Source organism: Rhizobium sp. BK661 (assembly GCF_024808825.1).
In the GTDB taxonomy this organism is placed as follows: Bacteria; Pseudomonadota; Alphaproteobacteria; order Rhizobiales; family Rhizobiaceae; genus Rhizobium.
Genome location: NZ_JANTYT010000008.1, coordinates 219,360 through 233,932, shown reverse-complemented (window position 1 = coordinate 233,932; position 14,573 = coordinate 219,360). Strand labels below are relative to the sequence as shown.

The window sequence follows — 14,573 nt, the reverse complement described above, 5'->3', positions numbered from 1 at the left end:
GTCCCGCTCGTCAACTTCGGGTTCGCACCCTTCTTCGAGGTGCTGCCACGCAAGTACAGATTCCGCGTCCTGAACGCGTGCATGTCACGCTTCCTAAAGCTCGGACTGGCCGATGCCAGGGGTAATCCGGTTCCCATCACCTTCATCGCCAATGATGGCAACCTTGTTGTCAATCCAATAAGGATGCCGGGTCTGCCAGTGCAAGGCATGGGCGAGCGCTTTGACTTCGTTGTCGATTTCTCTGGCTTCAAGATCGGCGATCGCATCAGGGTCGTCAATCATGTTCGCCACGAGGACGGACGACGGCTCAAGGAAGAGCTCAGTCTGTCGAAGGCTCTAAAGGGCACGTCGGAGGATCCGGTGGTTGGGCCGATGCTTGAGTTCCGCATCGTCGGGGCTGTTGAAAGCGTCGATGTCCCGGGCGTCATTCTTCGCGCCACCGATCCCGACAAGAGCCAGGTTCCAGCAACGCTCACGGAACAAATTCCGATCGTGACGCCGGTGCGCACGCGCATGGTCGAATTCGGCAAATCGGGGACCGGAGACTCGCGTGGGCCGAATGGCTGCACGCCGGATTGTGGAGAGTATGTGAGTTTTCCCTGGACGATCCGCATCAATGGCGAGTCGTCCCACTCCATGAACGCCAACCGGATTTCGCTGCTCGTGCCGAAGGCTGGGGAGGTAGAGCACTGGACCTACAAGAATGGTGGCGGCGGCTGGGATCACCCCATCCACCTGCATTTCGAAGAGGGTGTGACGATGCTCCGTAACGGTCAAACGCCGCCACCGACCGAGAACCTGCAGCGGAAGGACGTCTGGCGGCTTGGAGAAAGCGGCAGCGTGACGTTTCAGATCCAGTTCGGCGAGTTTGGTGGGTCCTACGTGAACCATTGCCACAACACGGTGCACGAAGATTTCGCCATGCTGGCACGCATTCAGTTGCTGACTGGGGTTCCGGGATCCCCGCAGTCTGCAGTGACGCCGACGCCAAATCCGACCCCCGATGGCGTCTTCTTCACCACGCCGGAAATCCTGCCAGAAGGCGCACCAAGAGGATGGAAGAATACCCAGACACAGGTTGAAGCCCAGCTGGAGACGGCACCCAAACCGTGATGGGGCGGAGCGATCGCGCGACCAGCTAGATCGTTGGCTCTGCGCTTGCGGGAGACTGCTCTCGCCATTGCCATCGACGTCGCGATATCAACGATGCCATCGCGTGATGGATGGTCAGGCTTCCTTTCCTTTCAAGGGGTTAGCCGTACGTCTCGGTTGAAAGCCTTTCGAACAACCAAACTTGCCTTGCGGGGGTAGAGTGCCTACGGTTCTGGTATTGCCCCCGCCGCTGTTGCAGTTCAGGGGAGCGCCGCTTCGTATGGCGCATATACACCATGAATTTAGCATCGCATTCCGTCACGCTTCCCTGACCACTTGCCTCCACTTAGAATTCCGTCCGACCGAAAAGGTTGTCGCGCGATGCGCCGGATCTCGCCGGCTTCGGCCAACCAGTCCTCCGTACATCGCGCCTGAACAAGGCGTGACCCGCTTCAGCTTCTGGGCGTCGGCATGTTCGAGGTCAGCGGCTTGTCGCTGGCGCCAAACCGAGTTGCGATACCGCATAGTCAGAAAGAGCCGTCCCAACCCTCATGGAGCGAGCTGCGCTTGTTGGCGATGGAATCGCAGTATCCAAGTCTGATCAAAGAACGAAGAAAGAGTAAGTGGCGATGCTGTGTTCACAGATGATCAATGTCTGGCATGATCCTTTTCATGAAGCCATCGAACAACGGCACAGTGAACGCGGTATCACCGTGGGCAGGACTGAAAATCATGCCTTTGGCAATTAACGCGTTGCGGACTGGGGCGACAGTTGTGACTCGTCGTCCGAGGACGTCGGCAATATCGCCGGATCGGTGCGGTCCCGCGCCGAGTTCTGCCATCGCTCGCATATAGCGTTTTTCTGCGGGCGTCAGTCGATCGAACCGCACTCGGAAGAAGCTAGCATCAAGCTCCGCCAAGGCGTCGACGGTAGCTCGCTGCGTATCTGACCTCTCGATTGGCGACATATCAGCGACGTTCCAGCTATGCTTCCCCCACTCCTGGAGGAAATAAGGATAGCCGCGCGTTTGGTCGAGAATCTCGTCAACAGCCGTCGGCTCATACTCCACTCCTTCCTTTGCGGCTGGAACGATAAGTGCAGCGCGGGCAGCGGCATCGTCTAGTCTGTCCACGGGCGAGAACTCAAAGAGCCGCTCTGCATATGATTTGGCGCGCCCTGTGTGGCCAAGAAGTTGCGGCAGCCCGGCAGCTACCATCGTGACGGGCAATTGATCTTGGTTAGCATTATGCAAAGCTGTGATCAGGGAAGCCAGTTGGTCCTCCGGCACATATTGTAGTTCATCAATAAATAACACCACCGCTGTATCTCTGTCGGCAGCCGCCGCGCCAACCGCGGAGAGCAATTCCACTAGATCGTTGTCCAGATCACCGCTGTCGGCAACTCCCTCTTCAGGATCGAGCTCAAGTCCCAACTCGATGTCCTGATATTTTACTTTGAGAGCCTTTGCGAATCCCGCCAGTGCACGTAAAGCTCTCTGGGCGCTCGCCCTCGCGGCTTCTCCTCGGTTCAAACGAAGCAAGGTCGCTCGTAAAGCGGGCGCGAGTAAGCCCGGAAGAGACCGCTCCTCCGGTGCTTCAATCTTCACGCTAGCGATTCCACGTGCTTCCGCGTCGAGCCGAATGCGGTTCAGCAGTACTGTTTTGCCCACACCTCGTAGACCATAGAGAATCACGCTGCGGGCGGAACGACCTGCGCGGATGCGGTCAAGCGCTATCGCCGCTCTTTCGATCAGGTCATCTCGCCCCGCCAATTCTGGCGGGGGCGTACCTGCACCAGGTGCATAGGGATTGAGCCTGGGATCCATATTGAGTCATCTTAGCCTGGTTTATCGAATTTACATAAATTAACGTAAGATCGCTATAATGCAAGTCTGCGGTTCCTGTCGCGATGGGAGCTCATATTTTGCTCGACAGATCGCCCCCAAACGGCGCGGGCTTTATCCACGAACGATCACAGGGTCTCGCCATAAGTCAGCTGTGGCGCCGAATTCGCGTTCTCTGGGTCCTCGGACAACGGAGAACAGAGGCCCGAGCCACTTCAGGTACTCTACCTCGCATCTATTACAGGATCGTCGCCCGTGCGGGGAAGATCGTCGCATTAGTGCCACACCGGCCCACGAACAGCTTTCGTTACGGAAGGAAAGCGGTACCTGACGTATTCCTTTTTTAACATTCTCTCATAGCCTGCGCATGCCCAAATGGGCGGAAACGCTGCCAATGCCTGTCGAAGGCAATCGGGCGTTGGCGGCGTTTCATCCGGTTTAGGGGCTTCCATGAAAGCCATAACCACGCGGGGAAGCGAAAATGCGTAAGCGCTTGCCAGATGGTGGCCTGAACGCGTGTAACTGCGAGACCAACGTCCGGCCAGCCTTGTCCAGAAGAACGGGGTGGCCTACCCGATTTCCAGTTCCGTCTCGTCTTGTTGCTTGGAGCGTGTTGCAGTCAACTCACTGGTCGTCTGAACAAGCCTATCGGCGAGAACGCGCATCACGCCAACGCCCAGATGTGGGAAGTCGCTGAGCAGCTTCAGAAAGTTTTCCTTGCTGATGCGGAGCGCCTCGACATCGCTTGAGGCCTTGACGGTGGCCGTTCTTGGGGTGTCGCATAGGATCGAAATTTCGCCGACAATCGAGTTCGGTTCCACGTCGGCAACCCTTACGTCACCCGCTGGAGAATGCACAAAGACTTCCGCCTTTCCGGTGAGTATTACGAAAGCTGCGTCGCCCTGATCGCCTTGACGGCAAAGCGCTGTTCCAGATGGAAACTGCTTACGATCTGATGTGAAAGCTAGAAGCTTCAGCTTTGCGGGATCGATCGTCGAGAAGATCGGTACCCGTCGTAACATTTCTACTTCATCACGCAAAAACATGGGGCCTCCTCTAGTCCTCCTGCTCTTCAGCATAGGAATATCGGGAGCCAATGCAAGTTGGGTGCCCCGCATCGGACTTCAGTCCCATGGGCGAGCACCGGCTTCCATATCACGTTCGCACAGGCGACCACGGATCTTGTTCCGTTATCGACACGGCGACTGGATTTCCGGCCGAGATCGACGAGAATATCGATCAAGCTGACGCGATCGTTTCGGTTGCTAGTGGCATCTGCGGCGCAGACATGCGGGTGGAACTGTCCAACGCCTGTAACGATCTGGCTAGATACGACTTCCAGCTAAAGTCGACCTCAGATCTCGGCAGCTCGCATCCTTCAACACCATCGCCCGCTGGATCTCAGCCGAACACAACCGCGTCCAAGACGCTCGGAAACTCCACCGGCATCCCGTTGCCGATAACTTGACGGATGCGGCCGTGCGGCCGCCGCGAGGTCTTGCGTTATCTCGATTGCAGCAGAACGTTGGACAGGCCCTTTGGATATACTGGCCGAGATTGGGAAAAGACCCGCTTTCATGAAAGCCCCTGTTCAAGATATGCCAGACCGGCCAGGTTGGGACTTCCTTTTATGCGCTGATGGCGGCAGCCGGGCGGCTCCTGGGAAGGAGAGTGGCAATCGAACCAGCTTAGGTCTTCCGAAGAGATCGCCTCCTCGGCAATACCCCCGATAACCAACGTTACAAGGGGTGTTGCAGTCCTAAGGGCAGCGCTTATCTTGTCAGGCCGCCTTTGAATGCGTCGAGGTTTTGTTGATCGACGTTACCGCCAAGTTGGTAAGCTTGTTGTTCGTCGCCTTCTCCTGGTCGAGGATCTCGCTCAGAAGTTTGTGTGCCTCATCGTAACCGAGGTCCTTGGCCCATTCGCGCAGCGAGCCGTAGCGTGCGATCTCGTAGTGCTCGACGGCTTGGCAGGCGGCCAGAAGACCGGCGTCCAAAGCGGTACCTTCAGCCTTCATCAAACCGTCCGCCTCTTTGATAAGGCCTTCAATCGCGTCGCATTTTTCGCCAGATGCCGTCTTGCCAATAGACTTGAAGACCTGCTCCAGCTTTTTTATCTGATCTTTCGTCTCCGACAGGTGTTCCTCGGCCGCCTTTTTCAATTCAGCGCTTTTCGCTGCTTTGGCGACCTTTGGAAGCGCCTTTGTGATGGCGCTCTCAGCGAAATAGAGATCCTGCAGCGTGTGCTCGAAAATTTCAGCGAGTGATTTCATCAATGCTCTCCGTGCCATATGAAACGTAGGGGAGAAAGCCTCCAGCAGCCTATTCGTTCCAGCGCCATGCCTGACACGCGGACTTGCGGGACAACAACCGCACGGCGACCACAGACGGGCCGCCGTTACCGCTGGCCACACCCGCCACAGTTCTCTGACGGCATATTGAATGTTTGGCGCCTGTGCCCAATCTACAGTGAGATTGGAGGCCCAATGTTCTACGTCACCCTGGCTTGTTGCGTCATTGCATGCGCTGTCTTCATTGGACGCTATTTTGCGGCCAGAACTCGCCTTGTTGAAAAGAAAATTGACGATGCCGTCGCTCGCAGCCTGCTCAAATCACCGCTTATGGTGGAACTGAGAGATCTAAGGGAATTCAACGGTGTTATGCGAAACCTGCTGATCGATCTGGTGGAGAATGAAGATCCGAGACAACAAAGCGTTGCCCGCCTGACGGCGACAGACAGAAAGCGCCTCTCAAGTGACCGGGAGCAGAGACGGCGAGAGATCTATGGTGAAGCGGTTTTCATCCTTCAACAGGAGACGAAAACAAAGCTTTCGACCAAAGACCACAAGACCGCTGATCTCACCTGATTCCTTGGGCCAATTTGCAATTGTTCTCGTAGCGGGACCATGGCCGGACGCATCTCACGCGGTACTCTGGTCAGGGGAACCCGCATTTCGATCTATGATGTTGTGACACCTATAGCGGCCGCCCATATTAGATTGGCAAACCTATGCCTCGCCTCTGAGGGAACACTATTCCGTCATGACGGACGGGACGGTCCCTCGCCTCTCTATCGTAGCTTCGACGTGAATTGGGGAGTGTCCACGGGACGGAAACAGGCAATAGCCCCGTTTGGCCCATACATGTAAGCCAGGCAATTTCAGTCAGGATCCGGCGGTGCGATCCGCCGGATCTTTAGGCGCAGCCCCTTACTGGGGCGTCGTTGCAGGCGCGGTTGCAGGCTTGTCTGCCGATGTTGCGGGCTTGTCTGCAGATGGGGTTTCGACTGCCGGAACGTTGACATTGACGTCAGCGCCACCACCTTTGCCGCCGCCGATATCGATAACGCCGGTAAACATCAGCAAGCCGCCAATGACAACCACGGCAATAACAATGATGGCAACTGCCCATCCACCATTGCCACTTCCGCCTGTATTGATAACTGTTGGTCCACGATCAGCCATGTGGGAATTCCTCCGTAGTATCTGCGCAAAATCGTAAAGCGAATTGAATTTTCAACGAAAACCATTGCACCGCGACCGCCGTGGTCGCCGACATATTAATTCGGAGGTTGGTTATTCGTTCCCCGTACGGGCCTTGGTCGGGTGCAACCTCAGACCAAGGTCCTACCTTTAAGGTCTCTTTCCGTCGTCTCTTACAACAGGGTGTCAAGATTGCGGATATCATTGGCACTGGAGGGCCGCTTCCGGCCGGCCCATTAGCCGCCCTTAAATTGGACAGCAATCGGAGAAGCAACGGTGTTTAGCAATGTTCGCAATAGGGCCGATTACCGTCATGCAGAGAAGCGCCAACAGCGGTCACCCGGCCTCCGACGTTAGAGCCCACATACCGCCTCCACGACCTCACGCAGCGCAATCGGTTTTTGTAGACGAATAATATTCGCAAACTCATCAGGGATCACGTCCCGGTCATATCCCGTGATAAAGACCAGCGGTATGAAGGACAAGGGACGCTCCGTTTTTGCGGGTATCATGCGTGACATCTGCGCCGAAAGGAAGCGGAAGCCGAACGGATGAGAGCCGGTCACGCGCTCAAGCTGTTAAACCGTAGTATATGGCATCATTACCATCAACGAGCGACGTATCATCCAGAGCGCCAATCCAGCCGTTGAGCAATTGTTCGGTTATGCGCTGCCCGATTGTTCGCCGCGGTCGATGAAGCAGATTGTCTTGCTGAAGGATACCAGGATACGAATCAGGCGGCGCTTTTGCATGCCATCGACCCGCCGCTCCAGGTCCGATATCCGTGTGTTATCCCCGCTGTCCTCGGCTGCAGACCTGCCAAAGGTAATGGCGGCAATGGAAAAGGGAAAAATGCGCAGCAAAGCCCAAGCCGCGCAGGTGAGGCGAGACGTATAAACATTACTGAAGATCCCCTGAAAACCGGCTACGACGACCGGCGCGATTTCCTCTTGCGTGGACCTCCTCAACCAGTCCGCAGACTTCAAAAATATACCCTTTGCAGTCAAGTGAAAGAGCGACCCAACGCAACCATACTTGCAGCGCGGCTTCGGACGAAATGAAGGATTTCCACGCAAATCGCCATTCTGGCCGGCCGTCGCACTCCGTAGTTTACGCGATACTACGAGAAAGACGCATGGGTTCACTGTAAGGTGTGAGTAGCGCGATCTGAGTGTTTCAGCCTGTTCTAACCGCCATAAAGGAAGTCCCGATGGCGCAAGATCTCCATCCGGCAGCTACCGAGCACTTGCCAATCTTCATCACGCCCCCCGGTCAGACCGACTACCTGTTCGTCGGCGTCGTTGTCTTCCTGATCCTGATGATCCTGATCGTCGGTAATCTCTACTTCCAGCTTCACGCTGTTCCCGAGCGCATGGCGCATCGCACCAGCAAGGTACAGATGGAAGTGGTCGCGGTCCTGGCGCTGATTTCGCTCTTCACGCACAACCACCTGTTCTGGATCGCGGGTTTGCTGCTCGCCTTCATACACATCCCCGACTTTTCGACGCCACTCTACTCGATCGCTCAATCGCTCGGCAAGCTTTCCGGCCGCACGGTTGAAACGACCGACGACCCCGCCCTGGTTCGTGACCAGCCGCCAAAATCCGAAGAAGCGCATGCGAAGCCTGAAGAGCCTGCCAAGAGCGAGCCCCAAGGCGAGGCGAAGGTATCGGCACATGTTTGAATTGATGCTTTGCTCGCTTCTCACAATCTTCCCGGACTACCTCTACCGGCGCTATGTCCAAGGAAAGCGAATTGGCTATGAGATCAACCTCTATACCATGTGGTACGAGTTGCGCTGGGGCATTTCAGCATGCCTCATGCTCACCATATCGCTGATCACGCTGATCTTCTATTTCCATCCCTCGACGAAAAACGTAACGGCGGTTTTCCGCACGGTGACGATCCTGCCGGAAACGGTCGGACGCGTCGATGAGGTCTTTGTCGGCCTCAATCAGAAAGTTGAAGCTGGCGCGCCGCTTTTCCGGCTGGATGATTCACAGCAAAGGGCAGCGCTTGAGACGGCGCGGCGGAAAATCGCGGAACTGGATGCCGAAGCCAAGGTTGCGCAAACGGACTTGGTGACAGCAGACGGTCAGATCCAGGAAGCCCAAGGTGCGCTTCAGGTTGCGATCGACGAATATGAACTGAAGGCCCAGCTCCTGACCAGGGATGCTGTTGCCCGTCGCGAGGTCGATCGCCTCGCCAACACGGTCGAAAGCCGCAAGGGTGCGCTCAGTTCTGCAATCGCCAAAAAGGATACCCTCCAGGCCAAGATCGCAGACCTTCTGCCGTCACAGAAAGCGAGCGCGGAAGCGGCGCTTGCGCAGGCACAGGTGGAGTTGGACAAGACACTGGTGCGTGCAGGGGTCGCTGGCACGGTTCAACAATTCACTCTGCGGCCGGGTGATGTCGTCAACACCATGATCAGACCCGCTGGCATTCTCGTGCCGGCAACAGCGGGCAAAGGCACGCTGATCGCAGGCTTTGGACAGATCGAAGCACAGGTCATGAAACAAGGGATGATCGCCGAGGCCACCTGCATCGGAAAGCCGTTCACTATCATTCCGCTCGTTGTGACCGAGGTGCAGGATGTCATCGCGGCAGGGCAGTTGCGAATTACGGATCAGCTTCTCGATGTTCAGCAACTGGCGCAGCCGGGAACGCTTACCGTCTTCCTGCAGCCGCTGTTCGAAGGCGGGCTGGATGACATTCCACCCGGCAGCAGCTGCATTGCCAACGCCTATACGAATAACCACGACGCACTCGCCGACAAGAATATCGGCACCATGCAATGGATCTTCCTGCATGTGGTGGACACCGTCGGTCTCGTGCACGCGATGATCCTGCGCATCCAAGCCTTGCTCCTCCCTGTACAGACCCTGGTGTTTTCGGGGCATTGATCGCGCGCCGGGGGTTTGACAATGGCGGCGACAGCTACGTCCTTAGCGGCACGGCTGGCCTGCTGGTGAAATTGCAATCGCAGCGGGGTCGGCCCCCGCGCAGGGATGCTGGCGATGGGCCGCCGGAAGCGAACATGGAGGTCGGGACGACACGCAAATCCTACCCGTCGCGCCGAACTAAACTAAAGCGCGTCGCCCGTTTTTTGATTCAGGTTCTCGAATCGGATGATTTGTGCACCACCTCAGCGTTACCAGGCAGCAACCGACATCAACGTCTCGCGCGTCGCCGTCGGCCAGCATATGCAGGCGCTTGAGAAGTTCCTGGGCACGATCCTGTTTGAGCGCCTGCAGCGGTCGGTGAAGATGACGCGAGTTGGCGAGCACCACCATCTTGCAATCTCGGGCGGGCCTTGCGTGCTACCACCAAAATCAGCAAGCGGTCGGAAAGCGATATCGTCAATGTTGGAACGGCGCAGGGCTTCATGACCTACTGGCTGGCACCGCGACTGGGTGAATTGCGGCCCATCGTCCGCCACGCGTTTCACCTGCTTCTGCCGAAGACAACACTGTCCTCGGTTGCGGTGCGCGCTTTTGCTGGTTGGATCAAGGCGTCGCTTGTGGCGCTGGGAGAGGACCACGACAAACCAGAGACTTGAGCGCTTCCCGGCACCTTAGATGATGTCCGCTTTGTGAGAAGCGGACTAGTTTCAATCCAATGCGGTTAGCAGCAATGTTATTGCTGGCTTAGCAACGCCAGCCGAGGCGTCGCCGCCTTTCTCGTCGGGCAGAGGTGTTTGCCCTTTTGTTCATTCATTGGAGAAAGCAAATGTTGTCGGTTAAGCTGAAGGAAGAGTTTGCCCGCCTCTTTGACGAAAAACTTCCATCGAGTGAAGGTGACGCAGACGCATTTTTGGAAGTTGATAGCTTCCGAATGTTCGCCCCAACGGAAAAGGGCGATCTGGTCACCCGCCTTGCCCTCTCCAGCAGCGAGACGATCGATCTGTCGGTCAACCCTCTCTGTGCTGTGCGACTTGCAGCGACCATCCTCGATCTCGCTGCCAGGTCGGGTGACTTCGTGGTCGATCTCGCCCTTTTTGATGCCCAGACTGGCGAGCAGGTGGCACGACTGCGGCCTTGAGTGAGATCAGCCAATCAACGGTCATCGGCCGCCAACGGCGGAAGAAAAACATCCTTCCATTGGTCCGCAGCAGATATTTCGCTTCGCGGATCCTGTTCCTGTTGAAGACGACCCTCTCGTGAATCGTCGCCACATGACCGTCTCAGTGGTATCATGAGCCAGCACGGTCGCGGTGTCGGGCAGCCGGATGGTGCATGTCTTCAATCGCCTGGGCTTCATCCGGCCGATCTCCTGAGGGGAGACAGCCATGGCAACTGCAAGAGCAGAGCGGCGGCTGGCCGCGATCGTGGCCGCTGACGTCGTCGGCTATTCCCGCCTCGTCGAACATGACGAGGCCAGCACTTTGTCGGCCCTCAAGGTTCTGCGCCGGGAGGTGATCGATCCGCTGCTGGCCGAGCATCACGGCCGTATTGTCAAGCTGATGGGCGACGGTGCGCTCGTGGAGTTCGGCTCAGTCGTCGATGCAGTCGGGTGCGCGGTTGCCATCCAGAAGGACGTTGCCGAGAACCAGGCCAATATCCCCACGGAGCGACGCATCATCTTCCGGATCGGCGTCAATCTCGGTGATGTGATCCACGAGGTTGATGGGGATCTCTACGGCGATGGCGTCAACATCGCCGCCCGTCTCCAGACCTTGGCGGATCCAGGCGGCATTTGCATTTCCGGCACGGCGTACGATCACCTCCAGGGCAAGCTTGACTGCGAATACGAGTACCTCGGCGAACGCGCGCTCAAGAACATGGAGCGGCCGGTGCGACTGTACCGTCCCCTTCTGGAAGGGACGACCGCACGAACGGCATCACCCAGCCCCGCACTTCCGGACCGACCATCCATTGCCGTGCTGCCCTTTAACGCCATGAGCGCCGAACCGGAGCAGAACTTCTTCAGCGATGGGCTCACCGAGGACATCACCACCGCGCTATCCAGGCTCAAGGGCTTCTTCGTGATCGCCCGCAACACGATGTTCACCTACAAGGGAAAGCCCGTGGATGTGCGCGCCATCGGACGCGAGCTCGGGATCCGCTATGTTCTCGAAGGGAGTGTCCGCAAGTCCGGCAACCGCGTTAGGGTGACCGCGCAGCTTATCGATGCGGCCTCCGAAGCCCATCTGTGGGCCGAGAGGTACGACGGCGACCTCGGCGACATCTTCGTCATTCAGGACGAAATCACCGCAAGCGTCGTCGGCCGCATCGGACCCGAACTCTTAGCCGCAGAGCATGCCCGCGAAAGCCCCAAGCCCAATCATGGCCTGGATGCCTGGGAATGTGTCGTGCGGGCAGTGTTCCTGTGTTCCCAGTTGTCTGACGAGAGCAGCCGGAAGATGCTCCCCCTGCTCGATCGGGCAATCGGACTGGCTCCCGCTTATGCCCAGGCGCTCGCCATGAAAGGTTGGATTACGATATGGCGTGCGTTCCAAGGGTGGGAGGACATGGGATGCGCCCTGGCCCTTGCCAGGGATATCGTCCAACAAGCCATTGCCGCGGACGATAAGGAACCGTGGGTTTACCTTGCGCAGGCGATGATAGCCTTTGCGACGCGCGACAATGACCTGGCAACGGCAGCGATCAGCCAGGCTGTGGCGATCAACCCCAACTCCGCGTTCGCACATGGCCAGTTGGGACTTGCGCATGCCAATGGGGGCCGTGCGGCGGATGCCATTCCTTGCATCGACTATGCCCTCAGACTGAGCCCGCGGGAGGCGTTTCTCGGCGACTTTCAGTTTTACTACGCCATGGCTTACTTCCAGGGAGCGAATTACGAGCTTGGATTGAAGTACGCACGGGAGGCTCATCGCTTGCGGTCCGGCCACGCGGTTCCGCTGGTCATCGGTACTGCCTGTGCCGGACTTCTGGACAATCAGGAGGCTGCCACGGACCTGCTCGGACAACTCAAGTGGTTGGTCCCTGACATCTCACGGGACGCGATCGGAGCAACATCCTCGTTCGTCCGCGCCGAGGATCGGGCGCGCCTGATCGAGGGACTTGCCCGTGCCGGCCTGAATTGACAGGTTGGAGTAATTTCCGCTTTTGGGGAATGGGAAGATCGACAAGCCGGCGCCCACCGGCTGGGGGCAGAGGCGTCGTTCGCCAGGATGGCGCCAAGAAAGCCCTCACTCTGCCTGCATGTAATCCGCCACGCTGTAGCAGTGGCTAGCCTGATAGGCGTTGCGCCCCCTGTTCATGTGCGTCAGGTTGAACGTGCGAATAGCGGCCAGGACACGGCGGCTCGTGAGGAATGTGCGGATCGACAAAGAGCTTTGCACATTGATGCCGAAAATGTTTGCACCACGCGGGAAGAAATAACTGACATGCTCTGGCATCGCCACACTTTGCTCGAGAAAGTGTTCATCCACCTGGCTCGGCGTTGCTGAACCATCTATCGTGAAATCCGAAAGATGCACGATGAACCTGGCGCGGATATCGTCACCGTGGGCATAGAGCGTAAAGAGCTCCATCCAGCTCGCATTGACGCGGACAAGCGGCTTGTCCAAGGTGGATGGCAGACAGGAAACCGACCAGTAGTAGCGCTCGGTCTTGCGGATCATCGGAATGCAGTTTGGGCCGTATAGCCCGACAATCTCCAGCAGTTGCCCCGCTTGCGGGCGGTTGAGGAGCTTCTCAAATCGAGCGACATATTTGAAGCGCTGTTCAAGGGACTCTGGGCGCTCGCCCACGTCCGGCAGCTCGATCTTGCCCGCTATCCAATCGCGCTGCTGCTCAGGATCAAGGAACTGCCGCACACCGGTTGTTCTCGGGCGTAAAGTCGCGGCCATATCAGACGTCCTGCGAAACTCGTATGCTCGTCATAGCCCGCTCCTGTTTTCTCGCTAAGGCTTCAGCGAATCTCACCATCGCGCCCGATGCGCCTTCGAATGATATGTCGCCAATCGTGAATTTGGAAAGTCTACGCGACGACGCCCCCCTTTCATTCAGAAAGGTCTCTGTCTGAAGCTGCTGTTGGGATAAGCTCTTGTGGCGCGGCTTGATGTCAGCGGCCAGCGTGATGCAAGATCCTTCCTGCTCAATCGAACAGAGATCGACAGATGGAGAATTCCGCCGCTTGGCTTGGGCTGTTCTGGCTGTTTTAGTAGCAATCCTCGTAGCCTTGGCCACCGCATGGGCCTCGCTCGCATTATGGTATCGCTTTCCGGCATCAGACGTCGCCAGAGGTTTTGCCGCCGTGCTGTTCGCTCTTTTCGGAGTTTTCACGATCGTCGCGCTGTTGGGCTCCTGGCGGCACAAGGCAATCCTGACATTTGCAGCTTTGTTGGCACCGGTGGAATACGATCAAGCCCGTCGCGGACGCAGGCAGCCGACGTCGGGCGACAGGTTACAGGCAACGGCGATCTGCTGGCGCTCACCAATGTCCGCGAGTTCGAGTGGCGTAGCAGCACCGACTTCACTGAGCGATGGACGACGCGTACCTATGACATGAGCAAGCTCCGCACGGTCGACCTGTTCATGTCTTATTGGGCGGGGCCAGAGATTGCGCACGTGATCTTCAGCTTCGGTTTTGAAGGAGGTGAGCAGCTTCCGTGGTCGATCGAAGTCCGCCGCCGGGCTGGAGGCGCGTTCTCGCCGCTTGCTGATCTATTAAGAGCATCCTCAGGTGATCAGCGCCGCAGACGAGCGGGATGTTGTGGGCGTCCGGTCGAACTTCCGTGGTGAAGATGTCCAAATTTACCGCCTGAAAGCATCTCCGCAACAGGCGCGGGCACTCCTGCGGGATTATGTTGCAGACGCCAATGCCCTCGCAGCGACGCCGGCGTTCTATAACTCGACACGAGCAACTGCACGACGACGGTCGTCAAGATGATGCGCCTGGTTGGAGACAAGGTTCCCTTCGACTGGCGTCTCATCGTCAACGGCTATCTTCCCGACTTCGCCTATGATCGCGGCCCGGTGGATACCTCAGTGTCGCCTGCTGAACTCAGGACCGTCGCTCATATCGGCGAGCGGGCTCGGGCCGACGGATTGTCGCCGAACTTCTCAAAGTCGATCCGCGGCGGCGTACCTTCGCCAGCGCCGGAGGGTCAGCGATGAATGGCAAAAATCCCTTGTTTTCATCGCACGTGGAAAACGCCGATCTAAGCCGATAGCGGATACGACGTCACA

14 protein-coding genes and 1 pseudogene are annotated in these 14,573 nt (G+C 57.6%); 9 read left to right on the top strand and 6 right to left on the bottom strand.

What is annotated here, in order from left to right; genetic code table 11:
- On the top strand, positions 1-1,113 hold a 1,113-nt coding region (locus FHX16_RS18500), incomplete at its 5' end, for a multicopper oxidase domain-containing protein (RefSeq protein ID WP_259129624.1).
- 617 nt (positions 1,114-1,730) lie between these two features.
- On the opposite strand, the gene FHX16_RS18495 is transcribed toward FHX16_RS18500, so the two are convergent.
- The 3 genes from FHX16_RS18495 to FHX16_RS18485 all read right to left on the bottom strand — a co-directional run bounded on the left by FHX16_RS18495 (position 1,731) and on the right by FHX16_RS18485 (position 5,208).
- Positions 1,731-2,918: an ATP-binding protein gene (locus tag FHX16_RS18495; RefSeq protein ID WP_183756005.1), complete on the bottom strand. Its 1,188-nt coding sequence runs from the start codon at positions 2,916-2,918 to the stop codon at positions 1,731-1,733.
- A gap of 587 nt (positions 2,919-3,505) precedes the next feature.
- A complete protein-coding gene (locus FHX16_RS18490; RefSeq protein WP_183756006.1) occupies positions 3,506-3,982 on the bottom strand; it encodes a Crp/Fnr family transcriptional regulator in 477 nt (158 codons plus the stop codon).
- A 734-nt stretch (positions 3,983-4,716) separates the two neighbouring features.
- Positions 4,717-5,208 (bottom strand): ferritin-like domain-containing protein, encoded by a 492-nt coding sequence (locus FHX16_RS18485; protein ID WP_183863925.1) that lies wholly within the window; start codon positions 5,206-5,208, stop codon positions 4,717-4,719.
- Positions 5,209-5,421: 213 nt separating this feature from the next.
- Between FHX16_RS18485 and FHX16_RS18480 the strand changes: the two genes are divergently transcribed.
- The gene (locus tag FHX16_RS18480) at positions 5,422-5,802 is read left to right on the top strand and encodes a hypothetical protein (protein ID WP_183863926.1); all 381 of its coding nucleotides are present in this window, start codon (positions 5,422-5,424) and stop codon (positions 5,800-5,802) included.
- A 342-nt stretch (positions 5,803-6,144) separates the two neighbouring features.
- On the opposite strand, the gene FHX16_RS18475 is transcribed toward FHX16_RS18480, so the two are convergent.
- Both FHX16_RS18475 and FHX16_RS18470 read right to left on the bottom strand, forming a co-directional pair.
- Complete coding sequence (locus FHX16_RS18475) at positions 6,145-6,399, bottom strand: hypothetical protein (protein WP_183756009.1); 255 nt, start codon at positions 6,397-6,399, stop codon at positions 6,145-6,147.
- Positions 6,400-7,079: 680 nt separating this feature from the next.
- Entirely contained in the window at positions 7,080-7,403 is a 324-nt protein-coding gene (locus FHX16_RS18470) for a hypothetical protein (protein WP_183863928.1), read from the bottom strand.
- A 224-nt stretch (positions 7,404-7,627) separates the two neighbouring features.
- Here FHX16_RS18470 and FHX16_RS18465 point away from each other — a divergent pair, with 224 nt between their 5' ends.
- From FHX16_RS18465 to FHX16_RS18445, 6 genes are all read left to right on the top strand, one after another.
- On the top strand, positions 7,628-8,101 hold the full coding sequence (locus tag FHX16_RS18465; protein WP_183863929.1) for a hypothetical protein: 474 nt from the start codon (positions 7,628-7,630) through the stop codon (positions 8,099-8,101).
- Positions 8,094-9,320, top strand: coding sequence for an HlyD family secretion protein (locus tag FHX16_RS18460; protein ID WP_183863931.1), 1,227 nt, complete (start codon positions 8,094-8,096; stop codon positions 9,318-9,320). The genes FHX16_RS18465 and FHX16_RS18460 overlap by 8 nt, the downstream gene beginning before the upstream one ends.
- Positions 9,321-9,545: 225 nt before the next feature.
- Complete coding sequence (locus FHX16_RS31575) at positions 9,546-9,806, top strand: LysR family transcriptional regulator (protein ID WP_183863932.1); 261 nt, start codon at positions 9,546-9,548, stop codon at positions 9,804-9,806.
- Positions 9,731-9,976 carry a hypothetical protein gene (locus FHX16_RS18455; RefSeq protein WP_183756202.1) on the top strand — a complete coding sequence of 82 codons (246 nt, stop codon included), beginning with the start codon at positions 9,731-9,733 and terminating at the stop codon, positions 9,974-9,976. The genes FHX16_RS31575 and FHX16_RS18455 overlap by 76 nt, the downstream gene beginning before the upstream one ends.
- A 170-nt stretch (positions 9,977-10,146) precedes the next feature.
- Positions 10,147-10,458, top strand: a complete 312-nt coding sequence (locus FHX16_RS18450) for a hypothetical protein (RefSeq protein ID WP_183756014.1) — start codon at positions 10,147-10,149, stop codon at positions 10,456-10,458.
- 247 nt (positions 10,459-10,705) lie between these two features.
- A complete protein-coding gene (locus FHX16_RS18445; protein WP_183863933.1) occupies positions 10,706-12,463 on the top strand; it encodes an adenylate/guanylate cyclase domain-containing protein in 1,758 nt (585 codons plus the stop codon).
- Between the two features lie 105 nt (positions 12,464-12,568).
- On the opposite strand, the gene FHX16_RS18440 is transcribed toward FHX16_RS18445, so the two are convergent.
- On the bottom strand, positions 12,569-13,231 hold the full coding sequence (locus FHX16_RS18440) for a hypothetical protein (RefSeq protein ID WP_183863934.1): 663 nt from the start codon (positions 13,229-13,231) through the stop codon (positions 12,569-12,571).
- Positions 13,232-13,461: 230 nt separating this feature from the next.
- On the opposite strand from FHX16_RS18440, the pseudogene FHX16_RS31570 reads away from it, so the two are divergent.
- A pseudogene (locus FHX16_RS31570) lies at positions 13,462-14,501 on the top strand (DUF4105 domain-containing protein).
- Positions 14,502-14,573 lie beyond the last annotated feature (72 nt).

Coding starts and splice junctions, on each gene's coding strand:
- FHX16_RS18495 (WP_183756005.1), bottom strand. CDS start 2,918: ATGGATCCCAGGCTCAATCCCTATGCACCTGGTGCAGGTACGCCCCCG.
- FHX16_RS18490 (WP_183756006.1), bottom strand. CDS start 3,982: ATGTTTTTGCGTGATGAAGTAGAAATGTTACGACGGGTACCGATCTTC.
- FHX16_RS18485 (WP_183863925.1), bottom strand. CDS start 5,208: ATGAAATCACTCGCTGAAATTTTCGAGCACACGCTGCAGGATCTCTAT.
- FHX16_RS18480 (WP_183863926.1), top strand. CDS start 5,422: ATGTTCTACGTCACCCTGGCTTGTTGCGTCATTGCATGCGCTGTCTTC.
- FHX16_RS18475 (WP_183756009.1), bottom strand. CDS start 6,399: ATGGCTGATCGTGGACCAACAGTTATCAATACAGGCGGAAGTGGCAAT.
- FHX16_RS18465 (WP_183863929.1), top strand. CDS start 7,628: ATGGCGCAAGATCTCCATCCGGCAGCTACCGAGCACTTGCCAATCTTC.
- FHX16_RS18460 (WP_183863931.1), top strand. CDS start 8,094: ATGTTTGAATTGATGCTTTGCTCGCTTCTCACAATCTTCCCGGACTAC.
- FHX16_RS31575 (WP_183863932.1), top strand. CDS start 9,546: ATGATTTGTGCACCACCTCAGCGTTACCAGGCAGCAACCGACATCAAC.
- FHX16_RS18450 (WP_183756014.1), top strand. CDS start 10,147: ATGTTGTCGGTTAAGCTGAAGGAAGAGTTTGCCCGCCTCTTTGACGAA.
- FHX16_RS18445 (WP_183863933.1), top strand. CDS start 10,706: ATGGCAACTGCAAGAGCAGAGCGGCGGCTGGCCGCGATCGTGGCCGCT.
- FHX16_RS18440 (WP_183863934.1), bottom strand. CDS start 13,231: ATGGCCGCGACTTTACGCCCGAGAACAACCGGTGTGCGGCAGTTCCTT.